Annotated in this window: 21 protein-coding genes; 9 read left to right on the forward strand and 12 right to left on the reverse strand. The window is 66.3% G+C overall.

Annotation, left to right across the window (positions count from 1 at the left end; translation table 11 throughout):
* Positions 1-5: 5 nt before the first annotated feature.
* The 5 genes from ACX9NE_RS28165 to ACX9NE_RS28185 form a co-directional block, all read right to left on the reverse strand.
* Positions 6-275: a hypothetical protein gene (locus ACX9NE_RS28165; protein WP_459365026.1), complete on the reverse strand. Its 270-nt coding sequence runs from the start codon at positions 273-275 to the stop codon at positions 6-8.
* Positions 276-797: 522 nt separating this feature from the next.
* A complete protein-coding gene (locus ACX9NE_RS28170) occupies positions 798-1,070 on the reverse strand; it encodes a hypothetical protein (RefSeq protein WP_459365027.1) in 273 nt (90 codons plus the stop codon).
* A gap of 96 nt (positions 1,071-1,166) precedes the next feature.
* Complete coding sequence (locus ACX9NE_RS28175; protein WP_459365028.1) at positions 1,167-1,424, reverse strand: hypothetical protein; 258 nt, start codon at positions 1,422-1,424, stop codon at positions 1,167-1,169.
* 288 nt (positions 1,425-1,712) lie between these two features.
* A complete protein-coding gene (locus tag ACX9NE_RS28180) occupies positions 1,713-2,600 on the reverse strand; it encodes a hypothetical protein (protein ID WP_459365029.1) in 888 nt (295 codons plus the stop codon).
* Between the two features lie 5 nt (positions 2,601-2,605).
* Positions 2,606-2,887, reverse strand: coding sequence for a hypothetical protein (locus ACX9NE_RS28185; RefSeq protein WP_459365030.1), 282 nt, complete (start codon positions 2,885-2,887; stop codon positions 2,606-2,608).
* A 105-nt stretch (positions 2,888-2,992) separates the two neighbouring features.
* Here ACX9NE_RS28185 and ACX9NE_RS28190 point away from each other — a divergent pair, with 105 nt between their 5' ends.
* The gene (locus ACX9NE_RS28190) at positions 2,993-4,297 is read left to right on the forward strand and encodes an ATP-binding protein (RefSeq protein ID WP_459365031.1); all 1,305 of its coding nucleotides are present in this window, start codon (positions 2,993-2,995) and stop codon (positions 4,295-4,297) included.
* A 33-nt stretch (positions 4,298-4,330) separates the two neighbouring features.
* Here ACX9NE_RS28190 and ACX9NE_RS28195 read toward each other — a convergent pair whose 3' ends face one another.
* The 4 genes from ACX9NE_RS28195 to ACX9NE_RS28210 are packed head-to-tail and all read right to left on the reverse strand — an operon-like array spanning position 4,331 to position 8,714.
* Positions 4,331-5,641 (reverse strand): adenylate/guanylate cyclase domain-containing protein, encoded by a 1,311-nt coding sequence (locus tag ACX9NE_RS28195; protein ID WP_459365032.1) that lies wholly within the window; start codon positions 5,639-5,641, stop codon positions 4,331-4,333.
* Between the two features lie 53 nt (positions 5,642-5,694).
* Positions 5,695-6,300: a hypothetical protein gene (locus tag ACX9NE_RS28200; RefSeq protein WP_459365033.1), complete on the reverse strand. Its 606-nt coding sequence runs from the start codon at positions 6,298-6,300 to the stop codon at positions 5,695-5,697.
* 3 nt (positions 6,301-6,303) lie between these two features.
* Positions 6,304-7,533: a serine hydrolase domain-containing protein gene (locus tag ACX9NE_RS28205; RefSeq protein ID WP_459365045.1), complete on the reverse strand. Its 1,230-nt coding sequence runs from the start codon at positions 7,531-7,533 to the stop codon at positions 6,304-6,306.
* Positions 7,524-8,714: an acyl-CoA dehydrogenase gene (locus ACX9NE_RS28210; protein ID WP_459365034.1), complete on the reverse strand. Its 1,191-nt coding sequence runs from the start codon at positions 8,712-8,714 to the stop codon at positions 7,524-7,526. Before ACX9NE_RS28210 ends, ACX9NE_RS28205 begins: the two co-directional genes overlap by 10 nt.
* Positions 8,715-8,749: 35 nt before the next feature.
* Between ACX9NE_RS28210 and ACX9NE_RS28215 the strand changes: the two genes are divergently transcribed.
* Genes ACX9NE_RS28215 through ACX9NE_RS28240 form a run of 6 tightly spaced genes read left to right on the forward strand, consistent with a single transcriptional unit; the run spans position 8,750 to position 14,016 of the window.
* Positions 8,750-9,121 carry a DUF3054 domain-containing protein gene (locus tag ACX9NE_RS28215; protein ID WP_459365035.1) on the forward strand — a complete coding sequence of 124 codons (372 nt, stop codon included), beginning with the start codon at positions 8,750-8,752 and terminating at the stop codon, positions 9,119-9,121.
* Between the two features lie 12 nt (positions 9,122-9,133).
* Positions 9,134-10,042, forward strand: a complete 909-nt coding sequence (locus tag ACX9NE_RS28220; protein WP_459365036.1) for an SAM-dependent methyltransferase — start codon at positions 9,134-9,136, stop codon at positions 10,040-10,042.
* Entirely contained in the window at positions 10,039-10,521 is a 483-nt protein-coding gene (locus ACX9NE_RS28225) for a GNAT family N-acetyltransferase (protein WP_459365037.1), read from the forward strand. Before ACX9NE_RS28220 ends, ACX9NE_RS28225 begins: the two co-directional genes overlap by 4 nt.
* Positions 10,518-11,591, forward strand: a complete 1,074-nt coding sequence (locus tag ACX9NE_RS28230) for an LLM class flavin-dependent oxidoreductase (protein WP_459365038.1) — start codon at positions 10,518-10,520, stop codon at positions 11,589-11,591. The genes ACX9NE_RS28225 and ACX9NE_RS28230 overlap by 4 nt, the downstream gene beginning before the upstream one ends.
* On the forward strand, positions 11,588-12,703 hold the full coding sequence (locus ACX9NE_RS28235; protein WP_459365039.1) for an LLM class flavin-dependent oxidoreductase: 1,116 nt from the start codon (positions 11,588-11,590) through the stop codon (positions 12,701-12,703). The genes ACX9NE_RS28230 and ACX9NE_RS28235 overlap by 4 nt, the downstream gene beginning before the upstream one ends.
* A complete protein-coding gene (locus ACX9NE_RS28240; protein ID WP_459365040.1) occupies positions 12,700-14,016 on the forward strand; it encodes an NtaA/DmoA family FMN-dependent monooxygenase in 1,317 nt (438 codons plus the stop codon). Before ACX9NE_RS28235 ends, ACX9NE_RS28240 begins: the two co-directional genes overlap by 4 nt.
* Here the strand turns inward: ACX9NE_RS28240 and ACX9NE_RS28245 are convergent.
* The 3 genes from ACX9NE_RS28245 to ACX9NE_RS28255 are packed head-to-tail and all read right to left on the reverse strand — an operon-like array spanning position 14,005 to position 16,859.
* A complete protein-coding gene (locus tag ACX9NE_RS28245) occupies positions 14,005-14,343 on the reverse strand; it encodes a YnfA family protein (RefSeq protein ID WP_459365041.1) in 339 nt (112 codons plus the stop codon). The two genes, ACX9NE_RS28240 and ACX9NE_RS28245, sit on opposite strands and share 12 nt — an antisense overlap.
* A complete protein-coding gene (locus ACX9NE_RS28250; RefSeq protein WP_459365042.1) occupies positions 14,340-15,086 on the reverse strand; it encodes an MBL fold metallo-hydrolase in 747 nt (248 codons plus the stop codon). The genes ACX9NE_RS28245 and ACX9NE_RS28250 overlap by 4 nt, the downstream gene beginning before the upstream one ends.
* Before the next feature lie 60 nt (positions 15,087-15,146).
* Positions 15,147-16,859 carry a PE family protein gene (locus tag ACX9NE_RS28255; RefSeq protein ID WP_459365043.1) on the reverse strand — a complete coding sequence of 571 codons (1,713 nt, stop codon included), beginning with the start codon at positions 16,857-16,859 and terminating at the stop codon, positions 15,147-15,149.
* A 159-nt stretch (positions 16,860-17,018) separates the two neighbouring features.
* Here ACX9NE_RS28255 and fgd point away from each other — a divergent pair, with 159 nt between their 5' ends.
* Together fgd and ACX9NE_RS28265 are read left to right on the forward strand one after the other, a co-directional pair.
* Positions 17,019-18,029: a glucose-6-phosphate dehydrogenase (coenzyme-F420) gene (gene fgd / locus ACX9NE_RS28260; protein ID WP_459365044.1), complete on the forward strand. Its 1,011-nt coding sequence runs from the start codon at positions 17,019-17,021 to the stop codon at positions 18,027-18,029.
* A gap of 2 nt (positions 18,030-18,031) precedes the next feature.
* Positions 18,032-18,164: AAA family ATPase (locus tag ACX9NE_RS28265; protein ID WP_459365046.1), on the forward strand; the 133-nt coding region annotated here is incomplete at its 3' end.

Raw genomic sequence — 18,164 nt, forward strand, 5'->3', positions numbered from 1 at the left:
GATCGCTATCGGTATATTGGCCAGGTCAGGAGGTAGGCGCCTATTGCATTGTCGACTGCCTTACCGTATTCATTTGGAATATGGCCTGGCCCATAGTTTTCGCTCATGGCACCATAAAGCACATCCACTACGGCGTCGCTCTGCTCATTGGTCGGCTGCGGTGTTGCGCGAAGCTCCGCAAGGAGGGCAGGGCTACGACGCGTCAGCTCTTCCACGATAAGAGCGCGGGGATCCGGTGGAATAGCGTCGAGAACGTTGCTCACGGATTTCTCCATCTATTACGGGTTTTCGCCCAGGCGGTCACTAGCTGTCCATCCTGGTTCAAAATCACTGTGGCATCTTTGCCAATGTATTTGTACGGACCGCGGCCATGCTCGTCCAGCTCAGGAATCGGCGGTTGAGTGGGGATTGGCAACGGCATCTTGCATTGCGCGGTCATTTACTCCGTGGCCGTCGCGGCCGTTGACCTGCTCCTCTCCGTGTCGCGCGAGTCCGCTGATGTGCGTCGGCGGTGGAAACGGCGGTGTGCCCTCAACGACCGGGGTACGGGTACTTGAGGGCGGCGCGAGTTCGGGCATACGCACGAGGCCACCACGTGTCAGTTCCTCGACGCCAACAGCGCGGAATTTGGGTGAAATAGGCCCGAGACATTGCGCAAGGATTTCTCGTCTATCGCTCCAAGCGTATTCAATGTGGAATAGCTTTGCGATATGCACTCATTCTCGCGTAGAGAGAGACGGGTTGTAGCACAACGCAGTAGATCCAAATTCCGGAATGCCCCCAACTCGACTATTGCGCTACCCATATATCGGCCATGCTTCCAAGTAGGCGTCAATTGCGCGTTCAATCGCCAATCCATACTCATTCAGAACCCAGTACGGCCCGAACGTCTTTATCAAGGCATCGGAAGGCGCATCAATAATGGCGTCGCTTTCGTTATTGGTCGGCGCCTGTGTTTCGCGAATCTGCTCCAGGAGCGAAGGTTTGCGCTGCAGCCGCACCCGCACGATAAGTGCGCGGGGTCCGGCGGAATAGCATCGAGAAAGTTGCTCAGAGATTTCTCCATTCATTTCCTATTGTCGCTCAGGTGTTCACCAGAATGCTGATTGTCGATATGGGCGACGTAGCTATAGCAGTTGCGCGACCTGTCGAAACTTTGGTTGAGGCTAGTCATACATTGGCCAGGCCAAAAAGTATGCGCCGATGGCGTTGTCGACTGCCTTTCCGTACTGATTTGGAATATGACCCGGCCCGTAGTTTGCACTCAATGCGTGAATAAGCTCATCCACAACGGCGCGGCTCTGCTCATTGCTTGGTTCCTGGGTGCTGCGAAGCGCCTCGAGCAGATCGGGATTGCGACGGCTCAATTCTTCCTCGATAACGGCGCGATGTTCCGGTGGAATTGCGTCCAATACGTTGCTCACGGATTCCTCCATCCAATACGGCTCTTTGCCCAGGCGGTCACTACTTGGCCGTCCTTATTCAGGAGCACTACTGCATCTTTTCCCTCATACTTGTAAGCCCCGCCATACTGGTCTTGCTCAAACACAGGCGGGTGTGTTGGATTGGCAACGGCGTCCTGCATTGCGCGGTCGCTGACTCCGTGGCCGTCGCGGCCGTTGACTTGCTCCTCTCCGTGTCGAGTTAGTCCGTTGATTTGCGTGGGCGGCGGAAACGGCGGTGTGCTCTCGGCGGCGGGCGCGGGTGGCTGTTCACCCTCTACTTGTATGCCTAAGTCCCGTAACCGTGCTCTGATTGCGGCTTGCCGTTCCAGCAGGGGGCCCCGGTCGGCGAGGCAGGCGTTGTAGGCGGATTGTTCGTTGGGCAACACGAAGGTGCGTCCGCATCGGGCGTTGTAGGCCGCCAGGTCGGCGTTGACGGCTTGCCAGGCGGCGCCCGCTTCGGCCGCGGTCATGTCCTTCGGGTCGACCGGAACGGGGAGTTGCGGGTCTTGCTTCCAGTGGTTGTCGACGGTGCGGACGGCGCTTGTGCGGCGGTCGACGGTGGGTGCAGGCTGGGCGGGGACCGGCGCGACCGGGTCGGTGACGGGGCTGGTGCCAGTGCGCGGGCGCCATGCCCGCCATGTGCGTGGCACCGGCATGCAGCGTGGTGGTGATGGTCGCGTTGGCGGCAGCCAGCCGGGCGACGCGGTGGGCGATGAAGCTGCGATGGGTCTCGGCGTGTTGGTGACGGGCTATCTGCTGTGCGGGTGAGTGCGCCGCGCGCATGTCGGTGACCGACAAGTCCTCACCGACTTCAAAGCCGTCGTCCTCGGCCTCGGCGATCGCCTCCAGCGCCTCCGCACGGGCCCCGCGCAGATCCTCACCGCCGCGGTGTGCGACGTCGGCCATCTGGTCTGCATGAGCGACAGCAGCCAACACCGCCGCCGTCTCGGTGTGGGCCATCTGCACGGCCGATCCGGCGGCCTGCCCGTCCCAGGCGGTCCCGCCGGGACTGGTCAGCTGCTCGAGGTAGGCGTGGGCGGCGCGCTCCATCACCGCCGCCCGCGCCCGCCACTGCGCCGCGGCCTCGGTCAACAGGTCCGCCGTCTGGTCAAAGGCCTCAATGCGCGACCGGGTCGGCGGCCCCACGGCGGCCATTGCGGCTATCGTGCCTGCCCGGGCGCCACCACCGTCAGTGCCGCGGCGCCCGCCTCATCCATGGCGACAAACGCCCCCGACGCCACCGTCAACGCCGCCGACGCCCAAGACAAGCGACCACCGAACGCGCCGCAAAACTCACCAAACGCGGCATGCATTACGGCGGCGGCCACCCCAGCCGATTCCACCGACCCGCTCACCCCGCCCCCCGGCGCCGCCACCCGCTGGGCATGCCCGGTCAGGATCCCCGACCCGGCCCGCAACCCCATCCACCCTCTCGCCGCCACCTGCCACTCAAACCCGCCTCACCCGAACGTGATGATCCTGAACCGTAGGCGCAAGATTTTCACACCCCAGCAGCCACCTGATTAAGCCGGCAGTGCCCCCGGCCGATGACCGCCCGGGAGATCGGCGGCAGATTTCTCGCGAATCGGCGATTGATTGAGTGCGCTATTGAAGTGGATCCACCGTCTCGCATTGCTCGAAACCTGCTTTCGAGGGTTGAAGAGGCACTGATCGACACACGGATCGTCGTTGTTCAGGGCGCGCGACAAGTTGGGAAGTCAACCCTTGCGGCCGAGATCACGCGCCGCCTCGACGGGCGGTTGGTCACCCTTGACGATGACATAACCCGAACAGCTGCGGCCACAGATCCCCACGGTTTCGTTCGCCAGTTCCCCGACGGACTGCTCACGATCGACGAAGTGCAACGGGTCCCAGAACTCGTTCTTGGGCTCAAGGCCACCGTTGACGCCAACCGTCGGCCGGGCCAGTATCTGCTCACCGGGTCCGCCAATCTCTTGCAGCTCCCAGCGACCGAGGACAGCCTCGAGCTCTTCGGATTCAGCCAAGGCGAGCTCGACGGAGTCACCGAGACCTTCATCGCCCGGCTGTTCGCCGGCGACCTCTTCCTCGGTCACGAAAGTGACCTGACGCGTCACGACTATCTCGCCCGCGCCTGTACCGGCAGCTACCCCGAGGCCGTCAGCCGAAAGTCAACCAGACGCCGAAATGCGTGGCTGGATAACTACGTCGACCGCATCGCCAAACGCGACGCGATGGACGTCTCCAATCTCCAACGCATCGCCGACCTACCGCGGCTCATCCGACTCCTAGCCGTACGCAGCGCATCCGAGCTCAACCTGAGCTCCCTAGCTGTCGACGCTCAGATCCCTGTGCGTACCCTGCCGCCATACCTCGACCTACTCGAGACCCTCTATCTCATCGACCGCATCCCCGCATGGTCAACCAACCTTTCCAAGCGGGTCGTCGCTCGACCGAAAGTCCTCCTCGACTCCGGAATTGCCGCTCGCCTCATCAATGTCTCGCCTACCGGTGCCGGGCCAAATGCCAACCCGGACGCAGCCGGAGCCATCATCGAAACCTTCGTGATCTCAGAACTGCGGCGACAACTCGGATGGTCGCAGCAGACACCTCGCCTGTTCCACTACCGCGATCGAGACGGCGCCGAAGTAGACCTCATAATGGAAGCCGCAGACGGCCTCATCGCCGCAATCGAGATCAAGTCGGCAGCAACCCTCCGGTGTAAAGACACCCGCTGGATCACCAAATTCCGCGACAAACTTGGCACACGCTTCGTCGGCGGCCTCATCCTCCACACCGGTCCACGAGCCCAGCCATTTGGCGACCGCCTCGCCGCCGTCCCCATCGACGTCCTCTGGTCCACAACGGGATAGTTCAACGACCGTAACTAACCTCAAATCGGAGATTCACGCCGCGGCGACGGCGAACAGGCGCCACTCGCCGGGTACACCCTTGAGGTGATGCGTCCCGCGCTCCTCGAATTCGAGTCCCGACCCGATCACGAGATCGCGCAGCGTGCTGGACACCAGCACGTCGTTAGGCCCTGCCAGCGCGCTCACCCGAGCGCCGATGTGCACCGCGATCCCGCCGATGTCGTCACCGCGGACCTCGACCTCGCCGGTGTGCAACCCGGCACGCACCTCGATGCCGAGCGCCTGCACTGCGTCCCGAATTGCCATGGCGCAGCGGATCGCCCGCTGCGGTCCGTCGAACATCGCCAGGAATCCGTCACCGGACGTACTGACCTCGCGGCCCCGAAACCGAGCCAGCTGCGACCGCACCACAGCGTCATGCGCATCAAGCAACGCGCGCCAGTCACGATCACCCATCGTTGCGGCCCGCCACGTCGAGTCCACGATGTCGGTGAACAGCACCGTGGCCAACACCCGATCGTCGGCCACGTCGGCCCGGTGCCCGGTGAGGAATTCCGCGATCTCCTGAAACGACTGACGCCATGGTTCGACGAAGTGCAGCATGTTGCGGCCTGGCACTTCAACATATCTCGCGTCGGGTATGTGCTCGGCGATGAACTTGCCCTTCGCGGGCGGGATGGTTACGCAGTCGGCGTGCTGAACAACGAGAGTCGGCACGCGGACTGTCGGAAGGACTGCCCGCACGTCTAATTCGGTCACCAGAGGGAACATGAGGGAGACGGTCCGAGGGCTGGCCGCCAGGCGTTCGTGTCGGGCCCAGGTTGCGCGGATCTCCTCGTTCCATGGCATGTCCGGATTATTCAGATGTGCAATGTTCCCGCTGCCCCACATGCGGGCCAACGCCCCAGGAGCTTTCTCTCGAGCAAATGCGGTGCCGCCCGCATCCGCGTAACCGTCGAGCACCACCAGCGCGGTGGCGCGCGACGGATGCGTCGCCGCGAACAGTGCAGCGGGCGCGAACGCGAAGTTCGACGCGACCAGAACCGCTTCGCGACTCCCCAGCTCGTCCAAAACCGCGGTGACGCTGTCGGCCCATTGCTCCAACGTCGGCAGCGCGTCAGGCGTCACTGGGTCGGACGCTCCCGTGCCTGGCTGATCGAAGAAGATCAGCCGACCGAGCGATGTCATCGCCTCAACCCACCCTTGAAGCGACGGCAGCTCCGGTAGGTGCTCGCAGCAGGTGAACCAGTTCGGGACGGACACGATGTCGCGCGGACCTTCACGTGACGTGCGATAGGCGACGCGCAAGTCCCCGTTCAGGGCGTAGCACGTCTCAGCGAACACGGTCGAAGTCTAAGTCGGGAAGGCGGGTCGGGAGACCACGCACGCCCGACCTGCTAAGTGGGCCAGGAACTCGCAGTGCTCCGGAAGTTGGCATTCGGAGGATTGCAGAAGTCCGAGTTGGTGCCGGCCAGCAGGACGAAATAGCCCTCGCCTTTGCGGGTATCACTGTACGGCGGGTAGCTCCATCCGCTGTTGCACATCGACGTCGGCGTGCCCATCGTCGCCCGGCGCCAACTCGACTTCGCGCAGGCCGTCAGGGCTTCGATGTTGGGAACGCCGCTCTTGGCGATCACCAGCATCCCGCCGCCCCACTGCCCGTCGGCTCGACGGTAGGCGCGCGCCCCGAATCCGGCGCCGTTCACCTGGCAGCTCAGCGCCCGCTGCAGCGGCTGAAAGACGGTGGCGAGGTCGCGGTTGGTGACGGCGGCGGCGGCAGTGATGAATTGCGCCGCGTCGGATCCGTCGACCTCCTGCACATTGGGGTCGTGGAAGCTGAACAGCTGCTGCGAGATCGCGCCCGCATTACCACCGCCGCCGATGACCGGCCCGCTGCCGGTGGACGTCATGGGCGGCAACCCCGAGCTTGGGTCGGCGGCCGCCGTGGGCGCCAAGGCCAAGGACAATGCGGCGATCATGACCAGGCGTGCAACAAGTTCCATCGGCTACCTCCCGGGTGGCATGGGTGGGGCGTCGTTGGGGACCAACTCAGCACCGATCTTGCGAAATAATATGTCGGCCTGGTTGGGGTAGTTGCCCTGATCATCGAAGGCTTCCGGCGCGTAGGTGACCGCGACGGCGATCGCGACCTTCTGCGCCGGCAGGTACGCCTCCACGGCGGCCTCCCCGGAGAACTGGGGATTCTGCAGCAGCCACTTTCCGGAGATCACGATACCGAGACCATAGGTGTATCCATCACTTTGATCGAAGCACGTCGGACAGTCCGGTTGGGGGCGCGTCTTTCCGCGCAGCTCTGTCGACACCATCTTCTTGTACGATTCGGCCGACAGGAATCTACCCGACCCGATCCCGACCGCGGTGGCCTCCATGTCGTAGATGGTGGTGGTTTGGATCGCGCCGTGGGTGATGGTCCAGGACGGATTCCAGAACGTCGACTCCTCGTAAAACGGAACGCCCGCAGGGATTTTCAGAAACTCCCGCCGCTCGGAGCTGAACGCGTGCAGGACCGGCTGCGGAATCTCCGGTGTCTCGGCGTTGGCGGTGGCCGTCAGGCCCAGCGGCGCAAGCACTTTGGACTGCAACAGCGACGGCATGTCGTGCCCGGTCGCTTTCTCCAGTGCGAGGCCCAGCAGCACGTAATTGGTGTGTGAGTAGTTCCAGTTCGTCCCCGGCTGGTAAAGCAGTGGCCGCGAGGAGATCTGCGCGAGAATGTCCTGAGTGGTCCACTGCCGGAACGGGTTTGCGTAGGCCGCATTGCTGAAGGCGTCATTGCCGATGACGTAGTCGGCATAGCCCGAGGTCATCTGCGCGAGCTGGCCCAACGTCACGCGGTCGGCGTGCGGGAAGTCGGGCAGCCAGTTGGACAACTTGTCCTGCAGGCTCACCTTCTTTTCGTCGACCAGTTTCAACAGCAACGTCGACACGTACGAAATGGCAACCGCCCCATTGCGAAAGTGCATAGTGGTGCCGGCCGGCACTCCGGTCATCGAATCACCAACGGCCGCCGTCACCACCTCCTTCCCGTCCACCGTCACCCGCACGATCACCGCGCGCAGGTGCGCCCGCCCCATGAAGTCGCGGACAACCCGCATCACCGACTCGGCCTGAGCCGCCGGGCCGCTCGATGGTGCCGGCGGCGTCACCCGCGGCACTGTGCAGCCGGCCAGGAACACCAGCAAGGTGGCTACCACGCCGATGCGTCGCGTCACCGGAATGCGGCTATGCCGGTGAATGCCTGGCCGAGGACCAGCTGATGCATCTCGGGCGTGCCCTCGTAGGTCAGTACCGATTCCAGGTTGACCATGTGCCGGATCACCGGGTATTCCAGCGATATTCCGTTGCCGCCCAAGATGGTTCGCGCGGTACGGCAGATTTCGATCGCCTCCCGGGTGTTGTTGAGCTTGCCGAAGCTGACCTGTTCGGGGCGCAGCCCGACGCTGTCCTTGAGCCGGCCCAGATGCAACGACAACAGCTGCCCCTTGTGCAGCTCTACCGCCATGTCCACCAGCTTGGCCTGAGTCAGCTGGAACGCGGCGATCGGACGCCCGAACTGGGTGCGCTCAGTCGCGTACTCCAGCGCGTACTGCCAGGCCGATCGCGCCGCCCCCATCGAGCCCCAGACGATGCCGTAACGCGCCTCCGACAGACAGGACAGCGGTCCCTTGAGGCCGACGACTCCGGGTAGCACCGCCTCCTCAGGCAGTCGAACGTCGTCGAGCACCAGCTCACTGGTGATCGAAGCCCGCAGCGACAGCTTGTGGTGAATAGTGTTGGCCGAGAACCCGGGTGTGTCGGTCGGGACGATGAAGCCCCGCACGCCCTCGTCGGTCGCTGCCCACACCACGGCGACGTCGGCGATCGAACCGTTGGTGATCCACATCTTCCGTCCGTTGAGCATCCAGTCCGAACCGTCGCGTCGTGCCCGCGTCTTCATCGCGGCCGGGTCGGATCCCGCGTCGGGTTCGGTCAATCCGAAACAGCCGATCAGTTCACCTGCCGCCATCCCCGGCAGCCACTGCTGCTTCTGTACCTCAGATCCGTGCTTCCAGATTGCGAACATCGCCAGCGACCCCTGCACCGACACCAGCGAACGGATGCCGGAGTCGGCGGCCTCGAGCTCCAGACAGGCCAGGCCGTAGTGGACCGCTGACGCGCCGCCACAGCCGTAGCCGTCCAGATGCATGCCCAGCAGTCCGAGTTCGCCGAACTGCTTGGCCAGTTCGCGAGCCACCGGCAGGTCGCCGTCCTCGAACCACTGGCCCACGTGCGGGGTGACCTGCTCAGCGCAGAACGCCCGGACCGTGTCACGCACGGCGATCTCGTCGCTGGACAACGACGCATCCAGCCCGAGCGGGTCAAAGGGGTCGAATGGCGGTGGAGTCTTCTCGGTGCTCATGGGTCAATCCTGCCCCCGCCCGGTAGTCTCGCTTCATGCAACCGCGGCGGGGGCTGGCGTGTCTCGGCGTAGATGTGGTGGCGGTGCTGGTCTTCTGCGCTCTCGGGCGCCGCAGCCACGACGAAGGCCTCAGTGTCGGCGGGCTCGCGAGCACGGCCTGGCCGTTCCTGAGTGGCACGGCGCTGGGTTGGCTGATATCTCGCGGATGGCGCGCACCCACGGCAGTGGCGCCCACGGGAGTGATCGTCTGGGTGTCGACGGTGGTCGCCGGCATGCTTCTGCGCAAAGCCACCTCGGCCGGTGTGGCGGCCGCCTTCGTCGTGGTCGCCTCCACAGTGACGGCGGTTTTCCTGCTCGGCTGGCGGGCGGGGGTCCAGCTCGCCGCCCGGCATCGCGCGGACGGCTGACGGCCAGGCCAGATGGTAGGCACCGACGGCGACAGCTGGGACCCCGCCACCGGCGTGGGTATGACGGCGACATACGGTGCGGTCGCTCGCGCGGTGGGAACCAATAAGGGGCTGATCAACGACCCGTTCGCCGAGCCCCTGGTGCGTGCCGCTGGCGTGGACTACTTCATCCGGCTGATCGAGGACGAGCAGTATGCGGCCGACGGCGGCGGCGATCCGGTCATCAAGGGAACACTCAATATCCTTGCCGTGCACGGCCGGTACTTGGACGAGTTTCTGACCAGGGCCGCCAGAACGGGCATCCGCCAGGCGGTCAACCTGGGCTGCGGGCTGGATACCAGGGCGTATCGGCTGTGGTGGCCGCCGGGGACGACGCTCTACGAGTGCGACCTGCCCCCCGTCATGGAGTTCAAGGCCCAGGCGCTGCGTGACCTCGGCGGCCGACTGACCACGCACCGATGCGCAGTGAGCGTCGATCTTCGAGACGATTGGATGGCGGCGCTGCGCCGGGTGGGATTCGATCCCGGCCAACCTACGGTCTGGATAGCCGAAAATCTCTTGGTGGGCTATCTGCCGCCCGACGCCCAGGATCGGCTGCTTCATGAGCTCAGCGCGGCGAGCGCGGCCGGCAGCTGGTTCGCCGCCGACCACATGCCGTGGACTGAGGCGCAACTGCAGGAAGGTCGGGCGTTCATCGAAGGCTGGCGCCGGGAAGGCCTGGAGGTCGAGTTGGCCAAGCTGACCTACGCTGCCGAATTCGGTTCGATTGCAGAGAATCTGGAAGCACACGGCTGGCGGACGACCAACCAGACTCTCGTCGAGTTGTTGTCCGCCGTCGGCCTGAGCGGACGTAGACGGCTCAGCCAGCACGATGTTGCGATCACCCCCAGCTATGTCACTGCCGCGTTGGCAGAGCCGTGACCGGCGAGCTGCGCTTCGTGCCGGCCACCCTGGACGACCCGCTGGCACGGCCGCTGCTGACCCAACTGACCGATGAATATGCGCGACGGTACGGTGCGGATCCGCAGCGGATCGCCGAGTGGCTCATCGACAGCCCGGAGGGCGAATTGTCCGCTCCGCACGGCGGGATGTTGATCGGCCTGCTCGGCGACCGACCCGTGACCGGCGGTGCTTTCTGCCGATTCGACGCCGAAACCGCTGAGCTGAAGCGGGTCTGGACACATCGTGAGCACCGCCGCCGCGGGTACGCCAGGGCACTACTGGCCGCGCTGGAATCGGAGATCGCCGCGCGTGGTTACAGCAGGGTGTACCTCATCACCGGTGATCGTCAGCCCGAGGCCGAGGAACTCTACGAAGCAACCGGATACCGCAGGCTGTCCGAACCTCTGCCGTCCCGCGGCCCGGTGTTCCCGGTCGCTTTTCTGAAGACACTCCCATGACGTTCCATCTCGGTGTCGCCCTGGACGGGTACGGCTGGCACACCAGGGCGTGGGCGCTGACGGGCGAGACGCGGTCGGTGCTCAGCGGAAGGTATTGGACCGATCTGGCCGTCACCGCCGAACGCGGCCTGCTGGACTTCCTCACCATCGACGACTCGCTGATGCCGCAGCCCGGACGCCGCGAGCGCATCGATCCACAGCGGCTGGCCGGACGAGGCGACGCTGTCCTTATCGCCGCGCGCATCGCACCGGCCACACGGCACATCGGGCTGATCCCGGTGGCCACCGTCACCCACACCGAACCGTTTCACATCTCCAAAGCCATTGCCACTCTTGACTATGTGTCCCACGGCCGGGCCGGTTGGCAGCCTCGGGTCAGCGTCACCGCGCACGAGGCGGCGCTGTTCGGCCGGCGAAGCGTACGCCCGGAGGAATTGTTCGACGAAGCCCGCGACTACGTCGAGGTGGTGCGCAGGTTGTGGGACAGCTGGGAGGACGACGCGGTGATCCGTGACGTTGCCACCGGCCGCTACATCGACAGGGACAAGGTGCACTACATCGATTTCGTCGGGAAGTTCTTCTCGGTCAAGGGTCCGTCGATCACACCGCGTCCTCCCCAGGGGCAGCCGGTGATCGCGGCGCTGGCGCACGCGATACCCGTGTGCGAGTTCGCCGCCGACACCTCCGACATTGTGTTCGTCACGCCCACCGACACCACCGTCAGCGGCCTCGTCACCGACGTACGGGATATCAGCGAACACCTGAAAGTCTTTGCCGATATTGTGGTTTCGTTCCACGGTGAAACGGACTTCCGGTCCGACACGTTGGTCTGGGGCGGTGCTCCGGTCGAGCTGGTGGACCTGCTGCTGCACTGGCGGGACGAGGGCGTCGACGGGGCCCGGCTTCGCCCCGCCGTGCACGCCGGCGACCTCCCGGTGATCGTGGACGAGGTGGTGCCGCTGTTGCAGCGGGCGGGACAATTCCGCGACGGCTACCGCGATGGCGAAACGCTGCGCGAACGACTCGGGCTGCCGGTGGCGGTCAACCGGTACACGGCGGTGAACCGATGATTCCGTTGTCGATCCTGGACCTGGCGCCGATCAGCGCCGGCAGCACAGTGACGGCGGCCTTGCGCAACACCATCGATCTGGCGCAGCACGCCGAGCGGTGGGGCTACCGCCGCTACTGGATCGCCGAACACCACTTCGTGGGCGTCGCGAGCTCCTCGCCCGCCGTGCTGACCGGGCAGATCGCCGCCGCTACCAACACGATTCGGGTGGGTGCGGCAGCGGTGCAACTCGGGTACACCACCGCCGTCGCGGTCGTCGAGAACTTCGGCATGCTCGAGGCGTTCTACCCCGGACGCATCGACCTCGGTGTCGGCCGGTCCGGGCAGCGCCGCTCCGAGGAGAGCAAACCGAAGAAGCCACGCGAGCCCCGGCCGCCACGCGTCTGGCATGAGGTTGACGGCGTGGTGATTCCGACCCCGTTCGACCTACGGGGGATGCTGGATCTCGAACGGCTGGCGGCCACCATGGAAATCCTGCAGCAGCCGCAGGCGATATCGCCGGACTTCGCAGCGCAGGTCCACGACATCCTCGCCCTGCTGGACGGCAGTTACCGCGCCGGCGCGTTCGACGTGCATGCGGTGCCCGGCGAGGGAAGCGGGTTGCGGCCGTGGATCTTCGGCAGCACCAGAGGCCAAAGCGCTCGGGTTGCCGGGGCGTTGGGATTGCCCTTTGTGGCGAGCTATCACATCACGCCGGCTACCGCGCTGGAGGCGATCGAAGCCTACCGCGACACGTTCGTCGCGTGCGCGGCCCTGCAGGAGCCCTACGTCGTGGTGTCGGCCGACATCGTCGTCGCCGACGACACCGAAACCGCTCAGCGTCTGGCCGCCGGGTACGGTCACTGGGTCTATTCGATCCGGACCGGGGTGGGCGCCATGCCGTATCCGGCACCGGAGGACTGCGGGCCGCTCACCGACGAGCAGTGCGAACTGGTAAAAGACCGTCTCGCAACGCGATTCGTCGGCAACCCGGACGAGGTCGCCGAACGGCTGCACGCGCTGGCGCGGGTCGCCGGAGCCGACGAACTCGTCGTCACCTCCGTGACCCACCGCCATGAGGACCGGTTGCGCTCGCACGAGTTGATTGCGCGTACCTGGGGCTTGAGGCCATGAGTCGCAAGCCCATTCATCTGGCGGCCCACTTCCCGGGCGTCAACAACACCACGGTGTGGACCGACCCCACCGCGGGCAGCCAGATAGAGTTCGAGTCATTCGTGCATCTGGCGCGCACCGCCGAACGCGGATTCTTCGACTTCTTTTTCCTGGCCGAAGGATTGCGGCTGCGCGAGCACCGCGGCCGCATCCATGACCTGGATGTGGTGGGCCGGCCGGAGACCTTCACCGTGCTGGCGGCGCTGGCCGGCGTCACCGACCGTATCGGCCTGACTGGAACCATCAACACCACCTTTAACGAACCCTTCGAAGTGGCAAGGCAGTTCGCGACGCTCGACCACCTGTCGGACGGCCGCGCCGGCTGGAACATCGTCACCTCGTCGGACGCCTTCACCGGCGCCAACTTCCGCCGGGGCGGCTTTCTCGCCCACGCCGATCGCTACCGGCGCGCCGAAGAGTTCGTCACCGTGGCACGTCAGTTCTGGGACAGCTGGGCACCGAATGCGTTGGTGCGCAAGGATGGTGTGTACGTCGACCCGGCCGGGATCCGCAGCGTCGAATACCACGGCTCGCATTTCGACGTCCGCGGCTTCGCGACGCTGCCGGGCGGACCGCAAAGCCACCCGGTGCTGCTGCAGGCGGGCGACTCCGACGAGGGCAGGGCGTTCGGTGCACGGTACGCCGACGCGCTGTTCACCCTGCACGGGTCACTCGACGACGGTCGGCGCTACTACGCCGACGTCAAGGGTCGCGCGCAGGCATTCGGCCGGGATCCCAACCAGGTCAAGGTTTTTCCGGCGGCCACCTTCGTGCTCGGCGACACCGCCGAGGAAGCTGCGGACAGAGCTCGTCACATCCGCTACCAACAGGTCAGCGGGGCGACCGCGATCGGGATGCTGGAACAGGTATGGGGCCGCGAGCTTTCCGACTACGACCCGGACGGCCCGCTACCCGAGATCGAACCGGTCGTCGACAGCGCTATCACGCAAGGGCGCGTGCGCCACGTTGACCCGGTGGCGGTGGCCCGGCGCTGGCGGGAGCGGGCACAAGCGGAGCAGCTCTCGATCCGCGAACTGGTGATCGCGGTGACCAGTCGCGAGCAGTTCGTCGGCACCGCCGCACACATCGCCGACGAGATCGACCGCTACATTCAGGCCGACGCGTGCGACGGGTTCATCTTGGTGCCGCACCTGACACCGCACGGCCTCGACGAGTTCGTCGACCGGGTGGTCCCGCTGCTGCAGGAACGTGGCGCCTTCCGTAGTGAGTACCCGGGTGAGACGCTGCGGGAGAATCTCGGGCTAACCTGCTGATCGTGGCGCGTACATGATTACGGCGACACCCAGCGCGCAGATCACTGCGCCGGTCACATCCCAGCGGTCGGGTCGGAAACCGTCGAAAGCCATGCCCCACAACAACGATCCCGCGACGAACACCCCGCCGTAGGCGGCCAGGATCCGGCCGAAATGGGCGTCGGGCTGCAACGTGGCCACGAAGCCGTACGCACCGAGCGCGATGATGCCCAACCCCGCCCACGGCCAGCCGCGGTGCTCGCGCACGCCTTGCCAGACGGCCCACGCACCTCCGATCTCGAACAGCGCCGCCAGTACGAACAACGCGACCGACTTGGTGACGGTCACCGCGCGCCCGCCTTGCGCAGGGCGGCGTCGGTGGCTTCGCGGATCGGACCGCGCCACAGCGGGCCGTGGCCGGGCGCCAGGGTGTCGGTGTCCACCTGCGCAAGCACCGACAAAGTCCGGATGCAGTCCTGCTGGCTGTAGCTGAAGATCGCCGGCAACAACTGCGGCCCGTCATGGCGGATCAGCGGGTGTCCGGTGATCAACGCGTCGCCGCTGGCCAGCACACCGTCCACCAGATACGAGCAGTGGCCGTTGGTGTGGCCGGGACTGAACACGGGCTGCGGATGGCCGGGCAGCCCGGCGGCGATGTCCGGTGTCAGTGCCTGGGTGCTGGGTATCCCGTCTCGGATCAGGCCGCCGCTGCGCACCACGTGTGCGGTCCACACCGCCCAGCGCGGTCGCCACAGGCGCAGTGCGAGATCGTGGATCGCCACTTGTTCCAGATAGTCACGCTTGGCGTGGCCCACCTCGTCGGCGTGGCAGTAGACCGGCGTGCCGTGCTCGGCGGCAAACCAGATCGCGGTGCCCAGGTGGTCGATGTGGGCGTGGGTGAGCAGGATCGCGCGCACGTCGCCCGGCCCGTAACCCAGCATGCGCAGCGAGGACAGCACCTCGTCGCGGTCCCCGGGGTAGCCGGCGTCGATCAGCATGACTCCGGTGTCGTCGGTGACCAGCGTCCAGTTGACCGCGGGGCCATGTGCGAGGTGGACCTTGTCGGTGACCTGAACCAGCTCGGTGTTCAACGGCTACTCCCCACGTTAGGCGCGCGGTCAGCCTAACGGGAGCAACGCGGGTGCATCCGGTCAGCCGGGGTTGCCCGGCTGACCGTCTGGAGCGAGGCCGGGGGTCTTCCCGTTGTGACCGGGCTGCCCGGGTAGCCCGCCAGGAGCAATCGGTTTGCCCGGCGAACCGGCGGCACCGCCGTTGCCACTGGCCGCTCCGTGGCCTGCGGCACCGCCGCCGCCCGCCTGACCCTGCTGGCCCAACAGGCCGCTCGCACCGCCCGCGCCCCCGTTACCGCCGTCGCCGCCGGCACCTCCGGCGCCGCCGTCACCGCCGTCACCGGCGTCGCCGCCGCCGCCAGGCAGGGCCGACTTGAAGGTGCCACCCAACCCGCCGTTGCCTCCGCCCCCGCCGTCGGCGCCATGTCCACCGTCGGCACCGAGGCCACCGTGGCCGCCGTCACCACCGTTGCCCAACAACAGGCCGCCGCGACCACCGGCACCGCCCGCCCCGCCGGCACCGCCCGCTTGACCGGCGGCGCCATCACCGCCACGGCCGCCGCTGCCGCCGTGACCGCCCTTGGCGTCGCCCAGGCTGCTTCCGAGGCCGCCGTTGCCGCCGTCACCGCCCCTGGCGCCCGTGCCACCGGCGCCGCCGTTGCCGCCGTCGCCGCCGGTTGCCAATGTCTTGTCAAAATTGTTCAGCGCCATGCCGCCGTCGCCTCCACGACCGCCCGGACCGCCAACACCGCCGGCGCCGCCGGCGCCGCCGGCGCCGCCGGTAGCCGGCGCACCGAGAAGTTTCGGAACGGCGTCCCCGCCGAGGCCTCCGGCACCGCCACCGGCGTTCGGACCCCCGCTCCCGCCGTCGCCGCCAGCGCCGCCGATAACTTGAGGCGGCGTCGCAGTGTTGCTGGGGAAGGCAGCGACACCGCCCGTGCCGCCGGCGCCGCCGCCGATTCCGGCAACTGTGCTGTTGCCACCCGGCTGGCCGGGCGTGGCCAGGCCTTGCGCATCGGTGCCGCCATTGGGACTAGGCGGCAGTTGACCAACCTGGTTGAATGCGGGATTCACCCCCGGGGCACCCGATGCGCCATGACCACCGGCGCCGCCGGCGCCGCCGTTGCCGAACATGAACGCGTTGCCGCCCGCGCCGCCTGCGCCACCCACCCCGCCAGGGGTAGCGGAGTTGCCGCCGGGGCCGCCGTTTCCGCCGTTTCCGGACAACCATCCGCCGGCGCCACCCGCTCCGCCGGACGCGCCGATGCCGCCGGCACCACCCGCTCCGCCGTTGCCGATCACGCCAGCCGCGCCGCCACTTCCGCCGTTCTGGCCCACGCCGCCAGCGGCGCCGTTGCCGCCGTTGCCGTACAGCAGACCGCCCGCTCTGCCACCTTCGCCAGGCGTGGTGCCGTTGGCGCCGTCACCGATCAGCGGGCGCCCCAGCAGAGCCTGTGTAGGTGCATTCACCGCGTTCAAGACGCCTTGCTGCAACGCCCCCAGCGGTGACGCATTGGCTGCTTCGGCGGCTGCGTAGGAAGCGGCGCCGGCCTGCAGCGCTTGGACGAACTGGTTGTGAAACGCGACCGCGCGGGCGCTGAGCGCCTGGTACTGCTCGCCGTGCGCCCCGAATACAGCCGCGATCGCCGCCGACACTTCGTCGGCCGCCGCGGACATCACAGTGATGGTCGGCACGGCCGCAGCGTTGGCGGCAGCGCCGAGCGACGAACCGATGTTCGTCAAATCAGAAGCGGCTGTCGCGACGAAGTCCGGCGACGCGATGACAAAAGACATTCCGCACCTCCATGCTCGAATGAGGAAACGCAGATGCCTGTGCAGGTCACTCCTGGCCGACACAGCCGAGGCGGAGTGTAGCTCCGTGACGAGGTGCCGCGCGGGCTTTTGGCAACGTCCGCCGCGCCCGGCGCGAACACCGAGGAGTAGAAAAGACTCGTGGCTGAACTGAAGCTTGGATACAAAGCGTCCGCCGAACAATTCGCACCTCGTGAGCTTGTTGAACTGGCCGTCCTCGCCGAAGGACACGGCATGGACAGCGCCACCGTCAGCGATCACTTCCAGCCCTGGCGACACAAGGGTGGGCACGCCCCCTTCTCGCTGGCCTGGATGACCGCCGTCGGTGAGCGCACCGAAAGACTGCAGCTGGGCACCTCGGTGCTCACCCCGACCTTCCGGTACAACCCCGCCGTCATCGCCCAAGCCTTCGCCACCATGTCGTGTCTGTACCCGGGCCGGGTGTTCCTGGGCGTCGGCACCGGCGAGGCGTTGAACGAGATCGCTACCGGATACGAAGGCGCCTGGCCGGATTTCAAAGAGCGCTTCGCGCGGTTGCGGGAGTCGGTGCGGCTGGTGCGCGAACTGTGGCGCGGTTCTCGGGTCGACTTCGACGGCGAGTACTACCACACCAAAGGTGCCTCGATCTATGACGTGCCCGAGGGTGGCGTGCCCGTCTACATCGCCGCCGGGGGTCCGGCGGTGGCCAAGTACGCGGGCCGCGCCGGTGACGGTTTCATCTGCACCTCCGGCAAGGGCGAGGAGCTCTATACCGAGAAGCTCATCCCGGCCGTGAAAGAAGGCGCGGCCCTCAACCAGCGCAACTACGACGACATCGACAAGATGATCGAAATCAAGATCTCCTACGACACCGACCGGGACCTGGCGCTGGAGAACACCCGGTTCTGGGCTCCGCTGTCGCTGAGTGCCGAGCAGAAGAACAGCATCGACGACCCGATCGAGATGGAGAAGGCCGCCGACGCGCTGCCCATCGAGCAGATCGCCAAACGCTGGATCGTCTCCTCTGACCCCGACGAAGCCGTGGAGAAAGTCGGCCAGTACTACCGGTGGGGCCTCAACCACCTGGTGTTCCACGCGCCCGGGCACGACCAGCGACGGTTCCTGGAGCTGTTCGAGAAGGACCTGGCGCCGCGACTGCGGCGGCTCGCCTGACGGTGCCCGCCTCCAGCATCTACATCGCAGCGCCCGAATCGGAGACCGGCAAGTCGACGATCGCGCTGGGCCTGATGCACCGGCTGGCCGCCACGGTCGCGAAAGTCGGTGTGTTCCGGCCTATTACGCGACTCA

It is taken from the genome of Mycobacterium sp. ML4, from assembly GCF_054515735.1.

Coding starts and splice junctions, on each gene's coding strand:
- ACX9NE_RS28165 (WP_459365026.1), bottom strand. CDS start 275: ATGGAGAAATCCGTGAGCAACGTTCTCGACGCTATTCCACCGGATCCC.
- ACX9NE_RS28170 (WP_459365027.1), bottom strand. CDS start 1,070: ATGAATGGAGAAATCTCTGAGCAACTTTCTCGATGCTATTCCGCCGGA.
- ACX9NE_RS28180 (WP_459365029.1), bottom strand. CDS start 2,600: ATGGCCGCCGTGGGGCCGCCGACCCGGTCGCGCATTGAGGCCTTTGAC.
- ACX9NE_RS28190 (WP_459365031.1), top strand. CDS start 2,993: ATGACCGCCCGGGAGATCGGCGGCAGATTTCTCGCGAATCGGCGATTG.
- ACX9NE_RS28200 (WP_459365033.1), bottom strand. CDS start 6,300: ATGGAACTTGTTGCACGCCTGGTCATGATCGCCGCATTGTCCTTGGCC.
- ACX9NE_RS28210 (WP_459365034.1), bottom strand. CDS start 8,714: ATGAGCACCGAGAAGACTCCACCGCCATTCGACCCCTTTGACCCGCTC.
- ACX9NE_RS28215 (WP_459365035.1), top strand. CDS start 8,750: ATGCAACCGCGGCGGGGGCTGGCGTGTCTCGGCGTAGATGTGGTGGCG.
- ACX9NE_RS28220 (WP_459365036.1), top strand. CDS start 9,134: ATGGTAGGCACCGACGGCGACAGCTGGGACCCCGCCACCGGCGTGGGT.
- ACX9NE_RS28230 (WP_459365038.1), top strand. CDS start 10,518: ATGACGTTCCATCTCGGTGTCGCCCTGGACGGGTACGGCTGGCACACC.
- ACX9NE_RS28235 (WP_459365039.1), top strand. CDS start 11,588: ATGATTCCGTTGTCGATCCTGGACCTGGCGCCGATCAGCGCCGGCAGC.
- ACX9NE_RS28240 (WP_459365040.1), top strand. CDS start 12,700: ATGAGTCGCAAGCCCATTCATCTGGCGGCCCACTTCCCGGGCGTCAAC.
- ACX9NE_RS28255 (WP_459365043.1), bottom strand. CDS start 16,859: ATGTCTTTTGTCATCGCGTCGCCGGACTTCGTCGCGACAGCCGCTTCT.